At 52.7% G+C, this 20,231-nt stretch carries 23 protein-coding genes; 10 read left to right on the forward strand and 13 right to left on the reverse strand.

Translation table 11 applies throughout. The features are described 5' to 3' along the window. Positions 1–37 precede the first annotated feature (37 nt). Together map and radC are read left to right on the forward strand one after the other, a co-directional pair. Entirely contained in the window at positions 38–853 is an 816-nt protein-coding gene (gene map / locus H6868_09285) for a type I methionyl aminopeptidase (protein ID MCB9989504.1), read from the forward strand. Further along, positions 846–1,544: a DNA repair protein RadC gene (gene radC, locus H6868_09290; GenBank protein MCB9989505.1), complete on the forward strand. Its 699-nt coding sequence runs from the start codon at positions 846–848 to the stop codon at positions 1,542–1,544. Before map ends, radC begins: the two co-directional genes overlap by 8 nt. Before the next feature lies 1 nt (position 1,545). On the opposite strand, the gene H6868_09295 is transcribed toward radC, so the two are convergent. Beyond that, positions 1,546–1,764, reverse strand: coding sequence for a hypothetical protein (locus tag H6868_09295; protein MCB9989506.1), 219 nt, complete (start codon positions 1,762–1,764; stop codon positions 1,546–1,548). 365 nt (positions 1,765–2,129) lie between these two features. Here H6868_09295 and H6868_09300 point away from each other — a divergent pair, with 365 nt between their 5' ends. The 4 genes from H6868_09300 (at position 2,130) to H6868_09315 (ending at position 7,514) form a co-directional block, all read left to right on the forward strand. Next, positions 2,130–3,434, forward strand: coding sequence for an adenylosuccinate lyase (locus tag H6868_09300; protein MCB9989507.1), 1,305 nt, complete (start codon positions 2,130–2,132; stop codon positions 3,432–3,434). A 75-nt stretch (positions 3,435–3,509) separates the two neighbouring features. Next, positions 3,510–4,061, forward strand: coding sequence for a peptidylprolyl isomerase (locus H6868_09305; protein ID MCB9989508.1), 552 nt, complete (start codon positions 3,510–3,512; stop codon positions 4,059–4,061). 12 nt (positions 4,062–4,073) lie between these two features. Next, on the forward strand, positions 4,074–5,720 hold the full coding sequence (locus tag H6868_09310) for an alpha-glucosidase (protein ID MCB9989509.1): 1,647 nt from the start codon (positions 4,074–4,076) through the stop codon (positions 5,718–5,720). A gap of 99 nt (positions 5,721–5,819) precedes the next feature. Further along, a complete protein-coding gene (locus tag H6868_09315; protein MCB9989510.1) occupies positions 5,820–7,514 on the forward strand; it encodes an alpha-glucosidase in 1,695 nt (564 codons plus the stop codon). Here the strand turns inward: H6868_09315 and H6868_09320 are convergent. The 4 genes from H6868_09320 to H6868_09335 form a co-directional block, all read right to left on the reverse strand. Further along, positions 7,511–8,164, reverse strand: a complete 654-nt coding sequence (locus tag H6868_09320) for a hypothetical protein (GenBank protein MCB9989511.1) — start codon at positions 8,162–8,164, stop codon at positions 7,511–7,513. The two genes, H6868_09315 and H6868_09320, sit on opposite strands and share 4 nt — an antisense overlap. A gap of 90 nt (positions 8,165–8,254) precedes the next feature. Then, entirely contained in the window at positions 8,255–8,500 is a 246-nt protein-coding gene (locus tag H6868_09325) for a hypothetical protein (protein MCB9989512.1), read from the reverse strand. A gap of 156 nt (positions 8,501–8,656) precedes the next feature. Further along, entirely contained in the window at positions 8,657–9,223 is a 567-nt protein-coding gene (locus H6868_09330) for a hypothetical protein (protein ID MCB9989513.1), read from the reverse strand. A 258-nt stretch (positions 9,224–9,481) separates the two neighbouring features. Beyond that, on the reverse strand, positions 9,482–9,835 hold the full coding sequence (locus tag H6868_09335) for a hypothetical protein (protein ID MCB9989514.1): 354 nt from the start codon (positions 9,833–9,835) through the stop codon (positions 9,482–9,484). A 208-nt stretch (positions 9,836–10,043) separates the two neighbouring features. On the opposite strand from H6868_09335, the gene H6868_09340 reads away from it, so the two are divergent. Both H6868_09340 and H6868_09345 read left to right on the forward strand, forming a co-directional pair. Continuing rightward, positions 10,044–10,601: a hypothetical protein gene (locus tag H6868_09340; GenBank protein MCB9989515.1), complete on the forward strand. Its 558-nt coding sequence runs from the start codon at positions 10,044–10,046 to the stop codon at positions 10,599–10,601. Positions 10,602–10,661: 60 nt separating this feature from the next. Beyond that, positions 10,662–11,177, forward strand: a complete 516-nt coding sequence (locus H6868_09345; GenBank protein ID MCB9989516.1) for a hypothetical protein — start codon at positions 10,662–10,664, stop codon at positions 11,175–11,177. Here H6868_09345 and H6868_09350 read toward each other — a convergent pair. The 3 genes from H6868_09350 to H6868_09360 all read right to left on the reverse strand — a co-directional run bounded on the left by H6868_09350 (position 11,174) and on the right by H6868_09360 (position 13,683). Next, positions 11,174–11,638: a PepSY domain-containing protein gene (locus H6868_09350; GenBank protein ID MCB9989517.1), complete on the reverse strand. Its 465-nt coding sequence runs from the start codon at positions 11,636–11,638 to the stop codon at positions 11,174–11,176. The two genes, H6868_09345 and H6868_09350, sit on opposite strands and share 4 nt — an antisense overlap. Positions 11,639–11,686: 48 nt before the next feature. Further along, complete coding sequence (locus tag H6868_09355) at positions 11,687–13,018, reverse strand: HAMP domain-containing protein (protein ID MCB9989518.1); 1,332 nt, start codon at positions 13,016–13,018, stop codon at positions 11,687–11,689. A 113-nt stretch (positions 13,019–13,131) separates the two neighbouring features. Further along, complete coding sequence (locus H6868_09360) at positions 13,132–13,683, reverse strand: lipid-binding SYLF domain-containing protein (GenBank protein MCB9989519.1); 552 nt, start codon at positions 13,681–13,683, stop codon at positions 13,132–13,134. Positions 13,684–13,798: 115 nt separating this feature from the next. Here H6868_09360 and H6868_09365 point away from each other — a divergent pair, with 115 nt between their 5' ends. Beyond that, on the forward strand, positions 13,799–14,326 hold the full coding sequence (locus H6868_09365) for a hypothetical protein (protein MCB9989520.1): 528 nt from the start codon (positions 13,799–13,801) through the stop codon (positions 14,324–14,326). A gap of 185 nt (positions 14,327–14,511) precedes the next feature. On the opposite strand, the gene uvrB is transcribed toward H6868_09365, so the two are convergent. The 4 genes from uvrB to H6868_09385 all read right to left on the reverse strand — a co-directional run bounded on the left by uvrB (position 14,512) and on the right by H6868_09385 (position 18,230). After that, a complete protein-coding gene (uvrB, locus tag H6868_09370) occupies positions 14,512–16,533 on the reverse strand; it encodes an excinuclease ABC subunit UvrB (protein ID MCB9989521.1) in 2,022 nt (673 codons plus the stop codon). 42 nt (positions 16,534–16,575) lie between these two features. Beyond that, complete coding sequence (locus H6868_09375) at positions 16,576–17,100, reverse strand: hypothetical protein (protein ID MCB9989522.1); 525 nt, start codon at positions 17,098–17,100, stop codon at positions 16,576–16,578. Then, a complete protein-coding gene (locus H6868_09380) occupies positions 17,081–17,662 on the reverse strand; it encodes a response regulator (GenBank protein MCB9989523.1) in 582 nt (193 codons plus the stop codon). The genes H6868_09375 and H6868_09380 overlap by 20 nt, the downstream gene beginning before the upstream one ends. 112 nt (positions 17,663–17,774) lie before the next feature. Further along, positions 17,775–18,230: a hypothetical protein gene (locus H6868_09385; GenBank protein ID MCB9989524.1), complete on the reverse strand. Its 456-nt coding sequence runs from the start codon at positions 18,228–18,230 to the stop codon at positions 17,775–17,777. Positions 18,231–18,385: 155 nt separating this feature from the next. Here H6868_09385 and H6868_09390 point away from each other — a divergent pair, with 155 nt between their 5' ends. Further along, positions 18,386–18,685, forward strand: coding sequence for a hypothetical protein (locus H6868_09390; protein ID MCB9989525.1), 300 nt, complete (start codon positions 18,386–18,388; stop codon positions 18,683–18,685). Here H6868_09390 and lysS read toward each other — a convergent pair. Continuing rightward, positions 18,682–20,190: a lysine--tRNA ligase gene (lysS, locus tag H6868_09395; GenBank protein MCB9989526.1), complete on the reverse strand. Its 1,509-nt coding sequence runs from the start codon at positions 20,188–20,190 to the stop codon at positions 18,682–18,684. The genes H6868_09390 and lysS overlap by 4 nt on opposite strands. Positions 20,191–20,231: the final 41 nt, after the last annotated feature.

The raw sequence follows: 20,231 nt of genomic DNA on the forward strand, positions 1-20,231 counted from the left end.
GTTTTATTTTTGTATAGCTTCAAGAGCAAGAGTTTAAATGACTGATAACACACAACCCAGATTTTCCACAAACGGTATCGAACTGCACGGTCCCGCCGATTTTGAAGGCATGCGCAAAGCCGGAAAGCTGGCCGCCGAAACGCTGGACATGATTACCCCGCACGTTCAGCCGGGTGTCACGACCGAGCATCTGGACGATCTGTGCCGCAAATTTATCGAGAAAAACGGCGCCATCCCGGCCCCGCTGAATTACAAGGGCTTTCCGAAATCCATCTGCACCTCGGTCAACCATGTGGTATGCCATGGCATTCCCTGCGAAAAGGCGCTGCAGGAAGGCGATATCATCAATATCGACGTCACGGTCATTGTGGATGGCTGGCACGGGGATACAAGCCGCATGTTTTTTGTCGGCGATAAAATTCCGGTCAAAGCCCGAAAACTCGTGGAAACCACTTATGATTGCATGATGGCCGGGATCGAGGCCGTCAAACCCGGCGCGACGCTGGGCGATGTGGGCCATGCGATCCAGACGGTGGCGGAAAGCAACCGTTTTTCCGTTGTCACGGATTTTTGCGGCCACGGGCTGGGAAAAATCTTTCACTGCCAGCCCTCCGTCATGCATTTCGGGGAGCCGGGAACCGGCATGACGCTGGAGCCGGGAATGTTTTTCACGATTGAACCCATGATTAACGCAGGAAATTACGCCACCAAGGTGCTGGAAGACGGCTGGACCGCCGTGACGCGGGACCGCTCCCTCTCTGCCCAGTTCGAACATTCTCTGGCCGTGACGGAAGACGGCTATGAAATCTTCACCCTCTCCCCCAAAGGCTACACAAGGCCGCCCTATGGCTGAGCCGCTGAAAAAAGAGCCGCAAAAGCCCCATTATGCCGGCCACCGGGACCGGCTGCGGGAAAGGTTTCTGAAATCGCCCGACGCCTTGCCCGATTATGAATTGCTGGAGCTGATTTTGTTCATGGCCGTGCCGCGGCGGGACGTCAAGCCGCTCGCCAAAGCCCTTGTTGCGCGGTTTAAAACGCTCAACGGCGTTTTAAACGCCTCACTCGACGAACTGCAAACCGTAACGGGCATCTCGGAAACCACCGCCATCACGCTCAAATCCATCCAGGCCAGCGCCATTCGCATGATGAAACAAGACGTCATGAACCAGCCCATCTTAAACAGCTGGCAACGACTGCTCGATTATCTAGCCGCCACCATGGCGCATGAAAAGAAGGAACATTTCCGCCTTCTGTTTTTGAACAAGAAAAACGAACTCATTGCGGATGAAATCCAGCAGACCGGCACGGTCGACCATACGCAGGCCTATCCGCGGGAAATCATGAAGCGCGCGCTGGAACTGGGAGCAACGGCCCTAATTCTTGTGCACAACCACCCCAGCGGCGATCCCAAACCGTCCGAAGCCGACATCGACCTGACCTACGCGATCAAAGCCGCCGCCGAACCGTTTGCCATTATCATCCACGATCACCTTGTGGTCTCAAAAAACGGCACCAACAGCTTTAAAAGCATGGGATTAATGTAATCTACTCACAACCGTGTTTCTGCGACAGACTAACCAACCGGATCATCCGTTCTTCAAATCCGTCTTCCTCGTAAACCGCTTGTTTTACCGGAATTTCATGATGCCATTTCTGCGACATATTTTTGCGATCTTCGGACGACATAGCTTCATAATCCCCGCCAACCGTAGTTTTAATGTCGTTCAGGATGGAAAGCTGCGCATTCACTTGCGCACAACTCATATCCTTGTCTTTTGCCAAAACGGGAAATGAAAATAATAACCAAAATGCAGTCCAAATGAATATACGCACGGCCCCTCCTGTATGTATAGGCAAACAAATAAAGTAAAAGCATCTCTGTCTCTCGCGAATACTGTACTATACTTATCCTGTATTGAAAAGTTTTAGGATATTACATACGAAAGCGTTCCCTTCATCTTTCAAAAAAGACAAATAATTACGCCGTCCGAAACAAAAACCAATTCTCCGCCAAACAAGCCAGCCCGGCATATTGCCAGAACAAAAAGCTATACAAACAAACCTTATCCCTTGATCCCCGCCCGAAAACCGCCTATTTTCGCCGCAGGAAAAGAAAAAGAGGAAAACCGATGATCCCCCGTTATACCCGCGCTGAAATGGCAGCCATCTGGGCGCCAGAGAACAAATACAAAATCTGGCTCGAAATCGAAACGCTCGCCTGTGAAAAAATGGCGCAGATGGGCACGATCCCGGCAGCCACCCCGAAAGCCCTGCGCGAAAAAGGTGGATTCGACATCGCCCGCATTGATGAGATCGAAGCCGAGGTTAAACACGACGTCATCGCATTTCTAACCTCAGTCGCCGAACATATCGACGACCCGGAGGCCAGCCGCTACGTGCATCAGGGTATGACCTCCTCCGATGTCCTCGACACAGCACTATCCGTGCAACTGACACAGGCCGCCGATATTTTGCTCAAAGACCTCGATGCGCTGCTCGGTGCCTTGAAAAAACGGGCATTAGAGCACAAAAACACGATTTGCATCGGCCGCAGCCACGGCATCCACGCCGAACCGACGACCTTTGGCCTGAAACTCGCCGGTCATTACGCCGCCTTTAAACGCGGCAAGGAACGCCTGCTGGCTGCCCGCGAAGATATCGCAACCTGCGCCCTGTCCGGCGCGGTCGGCACTTACGCGACGCTCGACCCGGCGGTTGAAGAATACGTTGCGGAAAAACTGGGCCTTAAACCCGAAACGCACTCAACGCAGGTCATCCCGCGCGACCGCCACGCAATGTTCTTTGCCACACTCGGCGTCATCGCCAGCTCGATCGAAAACCTCGCCATCGAAATCCGCCATTTGCAACGCACCGAAGTCCGCGAAGCCGAAGAGTTTTTCTCCAAAGGGCAAAAAGGCTCATCTGCGATGCCGCATAAACGCAACCCGATCGCCAGTGAAAACCTGACCGGACAAGCCCGGGTCGTCCGCATGGCCGTCACCCCGGCCATGGAAAACGTCGCCCTGTGGCACGAACGCGATATTTCCCATTCCTCCGTCGAACGCGTCATTGCCCCGGATGCCACCGTGACACTGGATTACGCCCTCGCGCGTCTGACCGGCCTGATCGACAATCTGCTGATCTACCCGGACACAATGATGGAGAACCTTGAAAAAATGGGTGGCCTCGTCTTCTCGCAAAAAGTCCTCCTTGCCCTGACCCAAGCCGGGATCAGCCGCGAAGACGGCTACCGCATCGTCCAGCGCAATGCGATGCAAGTATGGGAATCCAAAGGCAAAAAGCAACTTATCGACTTCCTAAAGAAGGACGAAGATGTAATCAAAGCCCTTGGTAAAAACGGACTAGAGGAAATTTTTGACCTCACCGCCTACGCCCAGAATGTCGACCACATTTTCAAGCGGGTATTTGGGTAATTCTTCCTTGCCCCTCTACCTAACATGTGCGAATCTGTGGCCCTGTTAACTTTTCTCGAATCGAGGATACGATCAATGTTCAAAACACTATTACTAACTGCCGGGAGTATTTTTATCATGAGCACCGCAAACGCACAGGCCGCCGATCCTGAAAACACATTGGAAATGGAAGTCTCGACCGGCGGGACCGTCGTCATCGAAATGCTGCCCGACATTGCCCCCGGCCATGTTGAACGCGTCAAAAAACTGACCCGCGAAGGCTTTTATGACGGGATCATTTTCCACCGCGTAATTGACGGCTTCATGGCCCAGACTGGCGATCCGACCGGCACCGGCATGGGTGGTTCCGAGGAACCGGACCTGAAAGCTGAATTCAGCAAATACCCCTATAAACGCGGTACCGTAGGCGCAGCCCGCACCATGGACCCGGACACCGCCAACTCACAATTCTTTATCTGCTTTGATGATAATGGCTGTTCCTTCCTGACCGGCAAATACACGGTATGGGGTCAGGTATCCGAAGGTATGGAATACATCGACGCCGTTGCCAAAGGCGAGCCGCCGGCCAACCCGGACAAAATCGTCTCGATGAAAATTGCCGCCGACAAAGCGGAAGCAGCCGAGTAACGGACACGTCACATGACGAACAACGATTGGTGGCGCGGGGCGGTCTTATACCAGATCTACCCGCGCTCCTTTTTTGATACGAACAAGGACGGCGTCGGTGACCTGAAGGGCATCACCGAAAAGCTGGACTATATCACCGGCCTCGGTGTCGAAGGTATCTGGATTTCCCCGTTTTTCAAATCACCGATGAAAGATTTCGGATATGACGTGTCCGACTATCGGGATGTCGACCCGCTGTTCGGCACAATGGCCGACTTTGACAAACTCCTGACCGAAGCCCACAAACGCGATCTGAAAATTATCGTCGATCTGGTTCTCGGCCATACATCCGATCAGCACCCATGGTTCACCGAAAGCCGGTCCAGCCGCGATAACCCCAAAGCCAACTGGTATGTCTGGGCCGATCCGAAGCCCGATGGCAGTCCGCCGAACAACTGGCAATCCGTATTCGGGGGCAGCGCCTGGCAATTCGACTCTGTGCGCGGTCAGTATTACATGCATAACTGGCTCAAAGAACAGCCAGACCTGAACTACCACAACCCCGACGTCATGGCCGCCATGATTGATAATTGTAAATTCTGGCTGGATAAAGGAGTGGATGGCCTGCGCCTTGATGTCATCAATTTTTGTTTCCATGACAAGGAATTGCGCGATAACCCGCCGCGCAGCGCCGATGTCGATGAACACGCCACCCAGCTTGAATTCCCTGAACCATACGGTATGCAGCGTCATATCTACGATAAGTCCCGCCCGGAAAATCTGGAACTTGTGGCAAAACTGCGCGCTCTACTTGACCACTACCCCGGCGCCTTCTCTCTGGCTGAAATTGGCGATGACGAAGCCGTCAAAATGGCCGCCGAATACAGCTCCGGCCCCAACCGCTTCCATACATCCTACAGCTTTGCCCTGATGCGCGGCGAAGGCAAAATTCCATCTGCCGCCCTGTTCCGTGACACTCTTCAGGAACAAATGGCACAGCCCGGTGATAGCTGGCCCAGCTGGGCGTTTTCCAACCACGACATTATCCGCACAGCCAGCCGCTGGGGCGGCCTCGATTCCTATACGGATAACCCGGCCGCGGCCCGCCTGTTCATTGCCCTTCTCGGTAGCTTGCGCGGCACGGCGTTCCTGTATCAGGGTGAAGAATTGGGCCTACCGGAGGCCGACGTCCCCTATGAACGTCTGCAAGATCCGTGGGGCATATTTCACTACCCCCGCTATAAAGGCCGCGATGGTTGCCGCACACCAATCCCGTGGGATGGCAAAGCTACCAACGCCGGGTTCAGCAGGGCTAAAGACACATGGCTGCCGATCCCCGGCACACACCTGCCGCTGGCCGTCAAACAGCAGGAAAAAGATAAAAGCTCCACCCTGAACTTTACCCGCGCCTTTATGGCATGGCGGAAAACGCACCCCGCCCTGCGCACCGGCGATATAACATTCCTCGATATTCCCGATGAACAGGTTCTGGGCTTCATCCGTACACGTGAGGACAAAACCATAACCTGTTTGTTTAACCTCTCGGATCAGGAAAAAACGATCACCGATATCAACGCCGCCCCCTCCGTCTTTAACGCCGGAACGCAAACGGGCACATACGATGCCGCGGCCCAGACCGTTATTCTGCCCCCATTTGGAATGCTTTTTGCTGCCGCCTGATTGCCGCGCTGCAACAATATTTTCACTGGCATACCACGAGGGGGAACGGCACAATGGCGTTTCGGTCTTTTATAAAAGAACCCATCGAACTTACGGCGTATGAGCAAAAATATAGACACAGACTGGTGGAAAGGCGCGGTCATCTACCAGATTTACCCGCGCTCGTTCCGCGATTCCAATGGTGACGGCATCGGTGACCTGCCCGGTATCACGGAAAAGCTGGATTACATCCGTGATCTGGGGGCTGATGGCATCTGGATATGCCCGTTCTTCAAATCACCGATGAAGGATTTCGGCTATGACGTCGCTGATTATTGTGATGTCGATCCGATTTTCGGCACGCTAGATGATTTCAAACGCCTGATGGAAAAAGCCAAAAAACTTGACCTGAAAGTCATCACCGATCAAGTCGTCAACCATACCTCCGACCAGCACCCGTGGTTCAAGGACAGCGAAAGCAGCAAAATCGGCGACAAGTCTGACTGGTATGTCTGGGCCGATCCAAAGGAAGACGGCACCGCGCCGACCAACTGGCTGTCCAAGTTCGGCGGTCCGGCCTGGAATTTCAACATGCGCCGCGGTCAATATTACCTGCACACCTTCCTGCCCTCCATGCCGGACCTCAATCTGCACAACCCGGAAGTACAGGACGCCTTCATGGACAACATGAAATTCTGGCTGGATCTTGGCGTTGACGGCTTTCGCTTCGACAGCGTTTTGTTCTGCATGCATGACCGCTACCTGAAGGATAACCCCCATGTCCCGCGCCGGCACCTAAAACCTATTGAGGGACGTAGCTTCATCGAACCCTACGCCATGCAGGATCATGTTTATGATTTCAACCAGCCCGAAGCTCTCGGCTTTATCAACCGCTTGCGAAAACTGATGGATCAACATCCTGGCACCTTTATGGTCGGCGAAGTGTCCGGAACCTTCAGTGAAGAGCAAGCTGCGGACCTGTCCGCAAAATATTCGGAGGAAGGAAAATATTTTCACACCGTTTACAATTTCAGTTTTCTCGGCGACGCGCCAACCCCGGACCTGTTCCGGCAAGCCGTAGAAAATTCCACCCGGCACGGAATTAAAAGCTGGCCGTCATGGGCGCTGACCAACCATGATGTCAGCCGCACAATAACGCGCTGGAACCGCAGCAATGACCCTGCACAAAACCGGGAAATGTCAAAGACTCTCAATGCCTTACTGTGTAGCCTTTATGGAACACCTTTCCTGTATCAGGGCGATGAACTGGGGCTTCCCGATTTTGAAGTGCCCTATCATTTGCTGCAAGATCCGCTGGCTGTTTATCTATGGCCGGAATGGAAATATGGCCGGGACGGCGGACGCTCGCCGCTGCCATGGGCCGAAAACGACGCGGAAAAAACGCTGGACACGGACAAGGCTTTCAACTGGTTGCCTGTCCCGCCCGAACACGTCCCTTATGCCATCGAACACCAAGAAAACGATCCGGATTCCGTCCTGAATTTCACGAAGGCTTTCTTGAAATGGCGCAAACAACATCCGGCACTCATCCATGGTGAAATCACCTTTGTCGACCATAGCGAAAAAGATATTGTCTGCTTCATGCGGGCCGGGGAAAAAGAGACGCTCTTATGCCTGTTTAACCTGTCCGGCACCGCCATAGATATGACCATCCCCGTGGCCGTCAACGATCTGGAAAGAATAGAAAACATCCCGTTTACGGGAACATGGGAAGAAACCAGCCATGAATTAACGCTTCCCGCTTACGGTTTTTGCTTCTTGTCCATGGCATCTTTGAATAAAAACCGCGCCTAATCGTCTTCCGCGCCGACCAGCGCCTTCAGGGCTGCATATTCTTCCTTGTCGACAGACAGCTTATCCGCGCCCCGTAAAAACTGTTTCACGATCTTGTCTATGCGCTCGGAGTTGTGGAGGGGATCGGCTGTTTCTATGCGAAAAGCAACCGCTTCCTTATCAAACAGGAAAATCGCATTGGCCCCCTTCATAGAAAAAATCGACTGCAATACCTTCAGCCTTTCCGGCGTTAAAAAGGCCTTCATCATTTTTTCTTCATCGGTCCGCACCAGGTTTTCCGCTCCCCAGCCTTCCATCTCCGGCTTGATTTCTTCATGAAAAATCAGCGTGTCGACGAATGGCTTCATTCCGAAAGTAGCCACAACCCCGCCCGCGGGCATTTTACAACCCAGGACTATTTCAACCACCGTCATGAAACGTCGGCTGCGCATATCTTCCATCATGCGTGAATCGGAAAACAGCGAAATATGATGACGGCCAATTTTACCTGTCACACTGGGGGCTTCTGAAAACTTACCCGGTATGTACTGCAGGCTGTTTTTTTGAGCAAACGCGGACCATGCCTTCTTCTGTTGCCAGAGTATTTGCGATTGCCAGAAAAAAATCCCCAGCAAAAACGACGACAAAAGAAGCCAGACAAAAACCCACATACAGCCAATCCCTACGATAAGCGATTAAATTTCTTCACTTTCTATTTTAACCGCAAGATCGATGATATGGCTATCTCTTTTCCATTTAAATTATGAGCCGTCAAAACCGGCCATCAGCATATCAGTGCTGAAACGCAGTTCACGCTCCATGGCGCGCAATATATGACGCATACTGCTCACCGTGAAATCATTGTCATTATCACCGGGTTTTCCATCTTCATGCACATAAATCAGCGCATGCAAATGGGCCAGATAACACTGACACCTCTCGATTGATAGCTTACAAGAATAGAGCCGCTCAACCGGCTCTATGTGATCAAAAGTCTTCGTCTTCATTTTTCCCCACAAACCCCACCCGGTTTCCATAAGATAAAACTTATAAAACATTTGGTTGTAAAAATACAACTATCCTGACGTATAGGTATAGTGAGACCACAAATAAAAACGGCGGGATTTCACACCCGCCGGTTTAAGAGTTAAATTCCGAAAAGTTTAGTGGTAGCGAATTTCATCCGTCGTATCTGCGGCTTTCCGCAACATCAAGCTCTCAGACAGGCTGGGCGACAGCCGTGCGCCAACTTCCAGACCGTTGCTATTGGCATCTTTCATCTTCATCGCCAGCTGATTGACCTCCGTCAAGAGGCTCTCGGCATGAGAAACCAGAGCATCAGCTCGGTCGGCCTGAATACGGGATTCCCGTACCACAACAGGGGCTTCGGAAACCTTGGGAGCTTCTTGAATTTTTTCCACCTTTTGCTCCAGGCGATAAATGGAATCGCTGAAAAAGCTGGTTTGCTTATCAACAACATCGACTTTATTTTCCAGCGTTTTAACAACACTCCCGGTCAACTCGACCTGTTTGTCAACTTCGACCATTTTTTCTTCGAGCTTATGAATAGCATCGCTGAAAAAACCGGTCTGGTTCTTAATAACCTCGAACCCGGCGCGCAGACGTTCCATTCCCACACCAAATACAAGACAGGATCCCATCGCGGTTACAGCCCCGAATACGGCCAGCAACAGCGACACGACAATATAGGTTTCCACAAGTCCAGACATAATTCCCACCCTTTCTTTACAACAATATTTTACAAATCGACGGATTTTAAATGAGTAAGGCCCCCGCACGGGCGCAGCATTATTCAATCACCATACAATTATTATGGTAATTCATAATGATTTAATTTTTTGTTATTTATCAATATGATAAAAAGAAAATACCGCTAAACTTTGAACAAAATTTTGAGAAAGTTTGTCGCAAATGAAAAAGGCATCCCCTTCCTGGGGATGCCTTGTCTCTCTATTTTCCATTCGGTGTTATTTCCGGAGAGAGCTATCAAACAGATCATCCGCTTTCTGCACCGGTTCCGGTTCAGGTGCAGCTTCCGGTTCTTCCGTAACTTCCATATACAGTTCGGAATTCAGATCCGTTTTCAACTCTGTTGCCGGCGTTTCAACGACGGGCTCAGCAGCCGGCTCTGACACTTCGTCAACAACCGGACCGCGAGGCGGCATCATGTTAGCGCGTACATAAGCAAGCCCGTTCCCGGCCGTGCGCTCCATCGTATAAGGCACACCGTCATATAATTTTGTATCCCAGCCATCGCCACAAGCTGCCAGGAAAAGCAACGGCGCCGCAGCCAAAATGCGCAGATTCACTGAAATATTCATGATCGCCCTCAAAAAAATAAATGTAAAAAAAGAAAAAGGAATCGGGGGAACCCCGCACCAGACAGAAAACATTCTAACCGGAAAATCCGGCCTTGGCAAACCCGGTGTATAAAAAAGTGGATAAGTTGTGAGTAATCCCCAATTTTTCAGGAGAATCGTTTGTATCACCCCGATTAAAAAGCCTAGAATATCGACTCAGGAGATCTTTATGAGAAAATCGCTGGCGCTGGCCGCCACCCTAATTGCCTGTATGTATACGTTCTCTGCCATGGCTCAGGACGCAGTGATACCGCCGTCCATTGAAGCCGTCGACTTAAAGATCAGCCGTCAGGGTGACCTTGAGCTAAACTGTGGCCAGCTTTCCCAAGAAGCCGTTTTAATGCGGGAAATCATCACAACCACGCAAGATATTAAAGACGACTCAAAAATAAAAAGCCGCGGCATTGGCGTTGCCAGCGCGGTTGGATCATTTTTAATCGGCACGGCCACCGCTGGCATTGGCTTCGCGGCGGCTGGCTATATGCTGGATTACAGCACAAACGAAACGGCTGATTCCGCCGATAGCGTACAAGACATCGCCCAGCAACGGCGCAGCCTGATGATGGGCATATACAACGCCAAAGGCTGCGAAGGCCCGATGGATCACGCCATGCAGGATAATCTGCCGCAAGAACGGGCCATCCAGATCGCCGCCGTTGAACCGGCTGCCGGCGACAACAGCAAGGATACGCCCCCCGTCAGACAAAAACCGGCCTATAACGAATAGAACCAGACAGAAAAATTTATTTTCTTGCACCGGAACTTTTTCCTGCGCCATAGTTTCCTCATGAGTACGTCCAAAACAATAGCTTTGGCCTTCATGGCTGCGAGTCTATCGGCAGCGCTGCATGCTGATGATGATACCGGGCCGAACTGCCCCCAGACAGGCCAGCCCGTCACGGAAAACACCATCTGTCTGGTCCCCTTGTCCTATGGCGATATCAAAATCCCGCTGGATCACATTGATACACACGATGAAAACACCGTTTCTTTTCAGATGAATACAAAGGATATCCCTAAAATCGGATTTTTGCTGGCGAATTATGTTGGATTTTTCTCGCCACAAACACATACGGTAGACCCGGACCGGATAAAATGCCCGCTTTTGCACTTCCCGGCAAATTCATACAGCATCGAAAAAAAAGAAAATCACATAAGGGAAATGACGTTTCACCTCAGCACCATCCAGCGAACACTTTTGGAAACATACCGGTGCGCCGTTTCACGCCGTCCGCCGGTTTTAAAACTCCGGCCCTCGAAAAACATCGGCGGTGACACACAGATTCCCGGCCTGTCTTTTTAATCAATCGCCTCTGCCGTTGACACGATTTCCCCGGTATTAGCGTCAATTGTAACGTTATACATCTCGAAACTGCGCTTGATTTTAAAAACGTAGACGAGTTTTCTGTTCCGCAGCTTGTATTCGCTCTCAAGCGTTTTAGGCGCCCGGTTGCCAAAGGAAATCTCCTTCACATGCGCTTGGGCGATCTCATCAGCCTGCCGCATGGTCAAGCGGGAAGCCGGCAAAACGCCATTTTCACCCAGCTTTAAAATATCCACATCGACAACCGCGCCGGTGGCGGCCTCGATTTCAACCTTCATAACAATGCCATCGCTATTTTGAATATCAAACTTATAGAACAAGGCGTTGTTACGAATAGCGCGATCACGGTGAATAATGTCTCCGGGAATTTCACGCACGGCAATCGCCTGTGCTTCCTCGTCCGTCACCTCACCGGCCCATGAGTCAGAAATTACACTCAAAAAAAAACAGCAGAAAAGAAATGCGTAACGCGCCGTGCGGATCATACCTTATGCGGCCTTGATATTGGCAAGGAATACCTCAACCTCATCGCGCAAGGATACGGCAATCTGGGCCAGCGCCCCGGACGCTTTATCAAGGTTCCCGGCGGATTCCTTCGTATCGCTGGCCGTTTTGGTAATCCCGCCGGCAACCCCCTGCACAGCTTCGGAGCTTGACGTAGCGACGTGGACACTGGAAACGATTTCCTGCGTGGTCGACGATTGTTTTTCCATGCCGTTTGAAATCGCGGACGAAATTTCATCCATGCGCTTGATCGTCTCGCCCAGCCCTTGGATAATTGCCGCAATTTCCGCGGTGTTATTCTGCGTCGTGGAAATATGCGCGGCGATCTCGGCTGTCGCCTGCGCCGTTTGCCCCGCCAGATTCTTCACTTCCCCGGCCACCACGGCAAAACCTTTACCGGCCTCTCCGGCCCGCGCCGCCTCGATCGTCGCATTCAGGGCCAGCAAATTGGTTTGCTCGGCGATATCCTGAATGAGACCAACCACCGCGCCGATTTTCTCGGCATCTGCCTCCAGATGCTTCATCACATCACCGGCCGTTTCGCTTTTCTCAACGGCTTCCTTGGCGATTTTCGTCGAGTCATTGATCTGGGCCGTAATTTCGCGGATGGACGACGCCATTTCATCGGCTGCTGCCGCCACCGAAGCCACACTGTCCAGTGCCGCCCGCGACACATCGTCCAGCCTGTTTGACTGGCCTTCGTTTTTCTCGGCCACGCTCGCCAGGTTCCGCGAAGTATCCTCCAGATTACCGATCGCCTCACCCAGATCCTGAATGAAGTGCGCAACATCAACATCGAACCGATCGGTCAATTGCTCGATATGTTTCAAAAACGCCAGTTTCTTTTCCTGTTCGGCTTCATGCGCCGCATGCAATTCAGCCTCACGGATCAGGTTTTTCTTGAACACCAGCATCGCCTGCGCCAGCTCGCCGATTTCGTCGGTATTGGTTGTGTGCGGGATTTCAGTGCTCGTATCCCCGGTCGCCAGCACCGTCGTCGCCCCGGTAATCGCGGTCAGCGGATTAACGATCCGGCCATAGTAAACATAGACCGTCGCGGCAATTCCGCCGATCATCGTCGGCACGAACAGCCACACCACCCACGCCGTAATCAAATCCAGCCGGGCCAGAATGCCGCCGATATCGGCTTCAGAACTGCCATGCTTTTGAATGGCGTCCCAGCCATCGTGAGCCACCCCGATCTGGGCGTTCAAAAACCAGAACCCCGCGAACAAAACAATATTCAGCCCCGCCACCCCAAGGATAACAAGCGTGGCAATTTGTTTAATCGTCAAATTAAAAGGATCGAAATTCATCAGGCGCGCTCCGGCAGGAAGTGAAACAACGAATTCTTACGTCACGTTATTTCTAACATATTTCGGCGCCCAAACAAAGAGTCCCCGTCCGCCGGAAGCGGCGAAAAATCCGGTTAGTTCAGATCGCCGTCTTTCCAGTATTTCGTGCCTTGTAACGTCACCTGCAGCGCCAACCCGCTTTCGGTCAGCTGATAAACGCTGACGCCCGGCATAATATCCGCCGCGCCGCTCATCTCATCGCCGGATGTCCCGGCCTTGGCCGCGGCGTCCGCCTGCCCGGAAAAATCCCAGCCCGAGTCAATAAACTGGTTATAGGCCTCGCGCGTGTGAAACACGAACACCAGCCGGTAGTCCTTGATCCCCAGACCAAGCCCGACCCCGCCGGAAGCCATCTTCATGAACGTTTCCGCGCCCGTCATATTGTTGTGTGCCACCCCGGAGCCATAAGCCGCCGAGATAAAAAAGGCGTTGATCCCGCCACTGGAAAACACGGCATAGCCTTCGGCGCGGGCGATCGCGTCGCGCGCATGCGGCTCTTCCTTATAAAGCCGCGTCAGCGTTTTTTGCGCCATCTCGTGGATTTCGGCTTTCTCCCCGGCCGTATCGGCCCACGCCGCCACCGGCATAAAACAAACAACCGCAAAGACAAACAATAAATGACGCATGACGAAATTCCTTTTTCTAAGGGATATGAGCATGAGGAAGTTATAGCACTACGGGAGTGAGAGGGAAAACTCGTTTTTTAATTGATTAAGAGAAAACTATATCTCAATATCACGTATGAATTTTAGCGTTTTCCATTTTTCCAACACCATTCAGGTCCATGCTACTGCACCCGCATGGATGCGACGCATTTTTGATAAAAGAAAAAGAATCCCTTTGCTTGACCTAGTTAAGCTGGCTCCCAAATACGGATGGGACTTCTGTAAGCCAAACAGTTTGGAAATACTCGACTTTATTGATGCCCTTACACAAGCAGGACTGGATGGAGAGCTTATATTTTGGGGACGCCCGGATAGAAATGATTTTGCAGATCTAACCAGAAATGAACCTCTAAACAAAATCCCGCAAGAGGAATGGAAAAATTTTGACATACATTGGGCACCATTTTTCCACCTAGATCATTCAGGACAAATTACCGGCTTTAAAGATGATAACTTTGAAATCTTAGCCTATGATCCACGGACTCGCGAGAACGAAAACAAATATAAGGATATTTATATTTCTAACAAAAAGCTGTCCAAGTGGCTCAAAACTTCCGCACGTGACTTCAAAGGAAGAAGAGAAGCGCAACAAAAGCAAGCGTAATATCTTTCTAGATTCCCGCCTTCGCGTACTCTGCGTTTAAAAAACTTCGCGTCTTCACGTTGCCCCCTATCGTCATTGCGAGGAGGCAAGCCGACGAAGCAATCCAGAATTATCCTTCGTGGCCCTAGATTGCCACGCGCCCTTCGGTCGCTCGCAATGACAGACAAGAGGCGAGGACGAAAGATTTACGAAAGTCCTAGATCCGCCTGCTCTAATTTCTTAATCTCATCCCTTAACCTTGCGGCTTCCTCGAACTCAAGATCGGCGGCGGCGGCCAGCATTTTCGCCTCCAGCGCTTTGATATGTTTTTTCAGCGCCGCGGGGTTGAGCAGCAAATCCTGTTCCTGATCGCTCAGGCCCGCGACGCGCCCGACATGAACGTGATCGCCGCGCTCGTACACGCTGCTCATCACGTCGCCGATATTCTTCTTGACGCTTTCCGGGGTAATGCCGTGCTCCGCATTCCACGTCAGCTGCTTGTCCCGCCGCCGGCTGGTCTCGGCAATCGCGGCCTTCATGCTGTCGGTTTCCCGGTCGGCATAGAGGATCGCCTTGGCATCGACATTCCGCGCCGCCCGCCCGATCGTCTGGATCAGCGACGTGCGCGAACGCAAATACCCCTCCTTGTCGGCGTCGAGAATACACACCCGCATGCATTCGGGAATATCCAGTCCCTCGCGCAGAAGGTTAATCCCGACCAGCACATCAAACGTCCCCAGCCGCAAATCGCGGATAATTTCGATCCGCTCCAGCGTATCGACGTCGGAGTGCATATAGCGCACCTTCACGCCGTTTTCATCGAGATACTCGGTCAAATCCTCGGCCATCCGCTTGGTCAGCGTCGTGACCAGCACCCGCCCGCCCTGCGCGATCACCGCCTTGCACTCGCCCATCAAATCGTCGACCTGATGCGTCACCGGGCGAATTTCCACCGGCGGATCGACCAGCCCCGTCGGCCGCACCACCTGTTCGGCGAACACGCCGCCGGCCTGCTCCAGCTCCCATGGCCCCGGCGTTGCGGACACATAAATCGTCTGCGGCCGCATCGCCTGCCACTCCTCGAACTTCAGCGGCCGGTTATCCATCGCCGCCGGCACCCGGAACCCGTATTCGACCAGCGTGCTTTTGCGGCTGCGGTCACCGTTATACATCGCGCGGAGCTGCGGCACCATCACGTGGCTTTCATCGAGAAACAACAGCGCATCGTCCGGCAGATATTCGAACAAGGTCGGCGGCGGCTCCCCCGGCGCGCGGCCCGTGAGATAACGGGAATAGTTTTCAATCCCCTGACACATCCCCGTCGCGGTCAACATCTCCAGATCGAACTGCGTGCGCTGATCCAGTCTCTGCGCTTCCAGTAATTTCCCTTGCGATTCAAACTCTTTCAGCCGCGCCTTCAGATCGATTTTAATCTGGGCGATTGCCTGTTTGATCGTGGGGCCGGGCGTCACGTAATGCGAATTCGCGAAAATCCGCACCGCGTCCAGTTTGCCGTATTTCTCGCCGGTCAGCGGATCGAACTCGGCAATCTCCTCTATTTCATCGCCAAACAGCGAAAACCGCCACGCCCGGTCCTCAAAGTGTGCCGGAAACAATTCAACCGTATCGCCGCGCACCCGGAATGTCCCGCGCTCGAACGCAATATCGTTGCGGGCATATTGTAACGCTACGAACTGTTTTATAAGCTCTTGCCTGTCGAGAACCTGCCCCACGCTCAAATCCAGCGTCATCGCCAGATAATCTTCCTTCGACCCGATCCCGTAAATGCACGACACCGACGCCACGATAATCACATCCGGTCGCTCAAACAAGGCCCGCGTCGCTGCGTGACGCATCCGGTCGATCTGCTCGTTAATGGAACTGTCTTTCTCGATAAACGTATCGGTGCGCGGCACATAGGCTTCCGGCTGGTAGTAATCGTAATACGACACGAAATACTCGACGGCATTATCGGGGAAAAAGCTCTTCATCTCGCCGTATAGCTGCGCCGCCAGCGTCTTGTTCGGCGCCAGCACCAGCGCCGGTCTCTGGGTCTCGCGGATCACCTGCGCCATCGTAAAGGTCTTCCCCGATCCCGTCACGCCCAGCAACACCTGATCGCTCAGCCCGTCGCGCAAACCTGTGACAAGCTGCGTAATCGCTGCGGGCTGATCCCCCGCGGGCTCAAAATCAGACTGGATTTTAAATGGTGTGTTTTCGGCGGTCATAGGGGGAATATAGGAGGAAATGAGAGAAAAGTAACCCCCGCTCTACCGGTACTTTTCGATGGCGACTTTCACCATCTTCTTCAGCTCATCCGCCGCCGGGCCACCATCGGCCTTAAGCCCTTGCTTATGAACGACGCTCAAGGCATCGACATGCGCCTGAATGATGACGCGCTGGGCTTCAAGGTTCAGCTCCGTCTGGTCAATATAATCGCGCAAGGATTCAGCAAAATACGCCGCCAGATCATAGCCGCACATCGCCGCGATATCCTTGATCTCGTGCGCGGTCATAAAAACCACCTGCGACAGCTCTTCACGCTCAGGCGTATCGGGCAGATCCCGCATGTTCACCCACGCCCCCGTCAATTTCTCAAGGAAATGCCCGATTGCCTCCGGGCAGCGCTCACAACGCTCGGCAATCAGCGCGTCTGCTTCCTTTACCAGCGCCTCATCGACATGCCCCGGCATATCTTTTGTCCAGCCGGGCCGTATCCCCAGCTTGCGCGTCAGGCTGTTTTTAATGTTGTACAGCCGCACGGACAGACCGTTATCACCAGAGGGTTTCGACATCTTCCACCTTGATCATTTGCGTTTGTATCAAGCGCCGCTCTTTCCCCTTATAGGGCAGCTCCTTGCGCCGCCGGTCAGGGCCGAAATAATGCGGCGTTTTCAGGAAAGGCCGCGGCTTGTCGATCACCGAGCAAATCCGCGAGGCCAGCTTGCTCCCCGACACGGGCTTGACCAGAATTTCATGAGCGCCCAGATCGCGGGCCTTCGACGTGATTGTATCGGTGGTGTAACCGCTGCACACGATCACCGGCAGGAACCGGATTTCATCGCGGTCGCTGGACCGTATCCAGCGCAACAACTCCTCGCCCGCGCCCTTGTTCATCAGCCAGTCGGTCAGGACAATATCGACACTGTTGATATAACTGCTTTTGGTCCGGGCCTGCGTGACCTTCAGCAAATCAATCGCCTCGCGCCCGCCTTCGCACACCATAATATCGCCGACATTAAACACCTTCAACATCGAGGAAATCAGCGAATGCATATAGGCCGAGTCCTCCACCACCAGAATGGTAAAATTACTCAAGTCATAAGGCGGTGGCTTGTCACGGGAAGAAAAAACCATGCGGGATAAATGCTCCGAGCATAAAAAACGAACCAGATTTCAGAATAACAGGATCAATGCCGAAGGAAAAGGCTGGAATTCTGTTTACCGGGGACCGGCCAAAGCTCGAAAATCAAGACCAGCCAAGATAGGCAGCCAGCGTATTCCGAACCCTGTCTGCCTTGAACGGCAAAACATGCTTTTGATAATCCAGCGCCCGTGCAACTTTACGTCCGTCTTCACCGGATCCGTCAGTGCAAACCATCCCGATAAGCCATTCATCCCAATACCGGCTATGACGATTGGTTTTTGGCAAATCACGCGCAACCTCAACAAATGCCATGCGTATTTTCTGGTTATCCGCTGTGCTATGGCGAGTATTGGCAACAATCATATTCCAGAAATCCCGCACCCGCGGGGTAATCCGTTCACCTTTCTCCCAGTCCTCATAAGTCCTGCATTTCTTGTAATCGCCGTGCCTTACGATGTCGTAAACCGTATCATGGATATACGTGCGCCACTGCGCCCGGTCCCAGTCTGGCCGCAGATAACGTTTGTTGTATCCCTTGTCACAAGGCAAATTGACCATATCGAACGCCCTCTAGTTTTGACATAATATAAATTAAAGGGAAGGATAGAGCAAATTTGGAAAAACGACCTGTAAAAACAATAAAACCGTTGCCTATCAATTCCTCTTATGCAAAGTAATGATAAACACGGGCATATGAGGGAAAAATAGCAACGATGTATGATGCCGGAGAGCTCAGTCTAACGCAAAGATTTGCCGTTTGCAGTCTCAGTGTCGGCGCGGGACTGGCCGCCGCGACGGTCAGCGACGAACTGGTCGCCCCTGCCATTGACGGCACTTACAGATTTTTACACGAAGCAACCATTGGCCCCCTGAGGGATTTCATCTCTTCGGCTTGTTTTCTGAACCTTGGGGCCTGCACTATAGGAACAAGCGCCACCCTTGGCTACACCGAAGAAGCCGTCATGCAAAGCAATCGCCAAAGATTCCGGGAACGTCTCGAAGCCCGCCCTTAGCCCTTCGGCTTAAGCGTCGGGAAACAAATCACATCGCGGATGTTGGACGCATCGGTCAAAAGCATACACAGCCGGTCAACCCCCATGCCCCAGCCCCCGGTCGGCGGCAAACCGTATTCCAGCGCCGTCACGAAGTCTTCATCCAGCATTTGCGCTTCTTCATCCCCGGCTTCGCGTGCCTCAACCTGCGAGCCGAAACGGCGGCGCTGCTCGGTCGGATCATTCAACTCGGTATAACCGTTGCCGATTTCCCATGTGTTGATGAAGGTCTCAAAACGCTCGGTCAGACGCGGGTTATCGCGGTGAACCTTGGCCAGCGGCGAAATATCCAGCGGATGTTCCGTCACATGGATCGGCTGGATCAGCCCCGGTTCCACTTGCTCTTCGAACACAGTTTCCAGCACCTGACCCCAATTCGCTTTCGGATCAACGGAAATCCCTAGATCTTCGGCTGCACGGCGCGCTTCCTCGGCTGTTTCAAAGCGCAGAAAGTCAATATCGGTTTCCTCCGCCACAAGCTGTACCATGGATTTGCGCGGCCACGGACCGGTAAAGTCGATTTCAAAATCCCCATAAGGAATTTTGAGAGAACCGTGCGTTTCCTGCACCACAGCCCGGATCAAATCCTCAAGCAAGTCCATCACATCATAATAATCAAAGCCGGTGTGATAAGCCTCAACCATCGTGAATTCCGGATTGTGCCGCGGGGAAATCCCCTCGTTCCGAAAGTTCCGGCCAATTTCATAAACGCTATCGGCAAAGCCACCAACAATCAGACGTTTCAAATACAGCTCCGGCGCCACACGCAGATAAAAGTCTGTACCAAGTGCGTTATGGTGCGTCACAAACGGTTTGGCCGTCGCGCCGCCCATGATCGGATGCAAAATCGGCGTTTCAACTTCCAAAGCCCCCTTCCCGTCGAGAAAACTGCGGATCGCCCGTACGATTTTCGACCGGGACCGAAGCGTCTGCTTGGCGTGATCGTTCATAATCAGATCGAGATAGCGCTGGCGGTAGCGCTGCTCGACATCGCTCAAGCCGTGATATTTCTCCGGCAGCGGCAACAGCGATTTGGTCAGCATGACAACATCGGCAACCTTGACCGACAGTTCCCCGCGCGGCGTCCGGCGGATCGTACCGCGCGCGCCAATAATATCACCGATATCGAAGGTATTGAGCTTTTCCAGCTCCTCTTCGCTCATATTCTCTTTATGGCAGAAAATCTGGATCTTGCCGGAAGCATCATGCAAATCGATAAACATACCGTTATTACGCATGGCACGAATACGCCCCGCCACGGCAACCTTGTCTTCCGTCTCTACGCCGTTTTCCAGTTCGGCATACGTCGCCTGCAAACAGGCCGCGAGGTGAGACCGCTCGAACTTCGGCGGATAAGGATTAACACCGGCATCCTCCAGCATCTTCAGCTTACGCAGCTTGGCCTCGCGCAGGTCGTTAACGGACGGTTCTTGCGACGGGTTTTGCTGTGCGGGTTGCTGTCCCATTTTTTACACCTCTTTTTAAATGACAGAATAGAGGATGATCC

It is taken from the genome of Rhodospirillales bacterium (assembly GCA_020638175.1).
Lineage (GTDB): Bacteria > Pseudomonadota > Alphaproteobacteria > Micavibrionales > Micavibrionaceae > JACKJA01.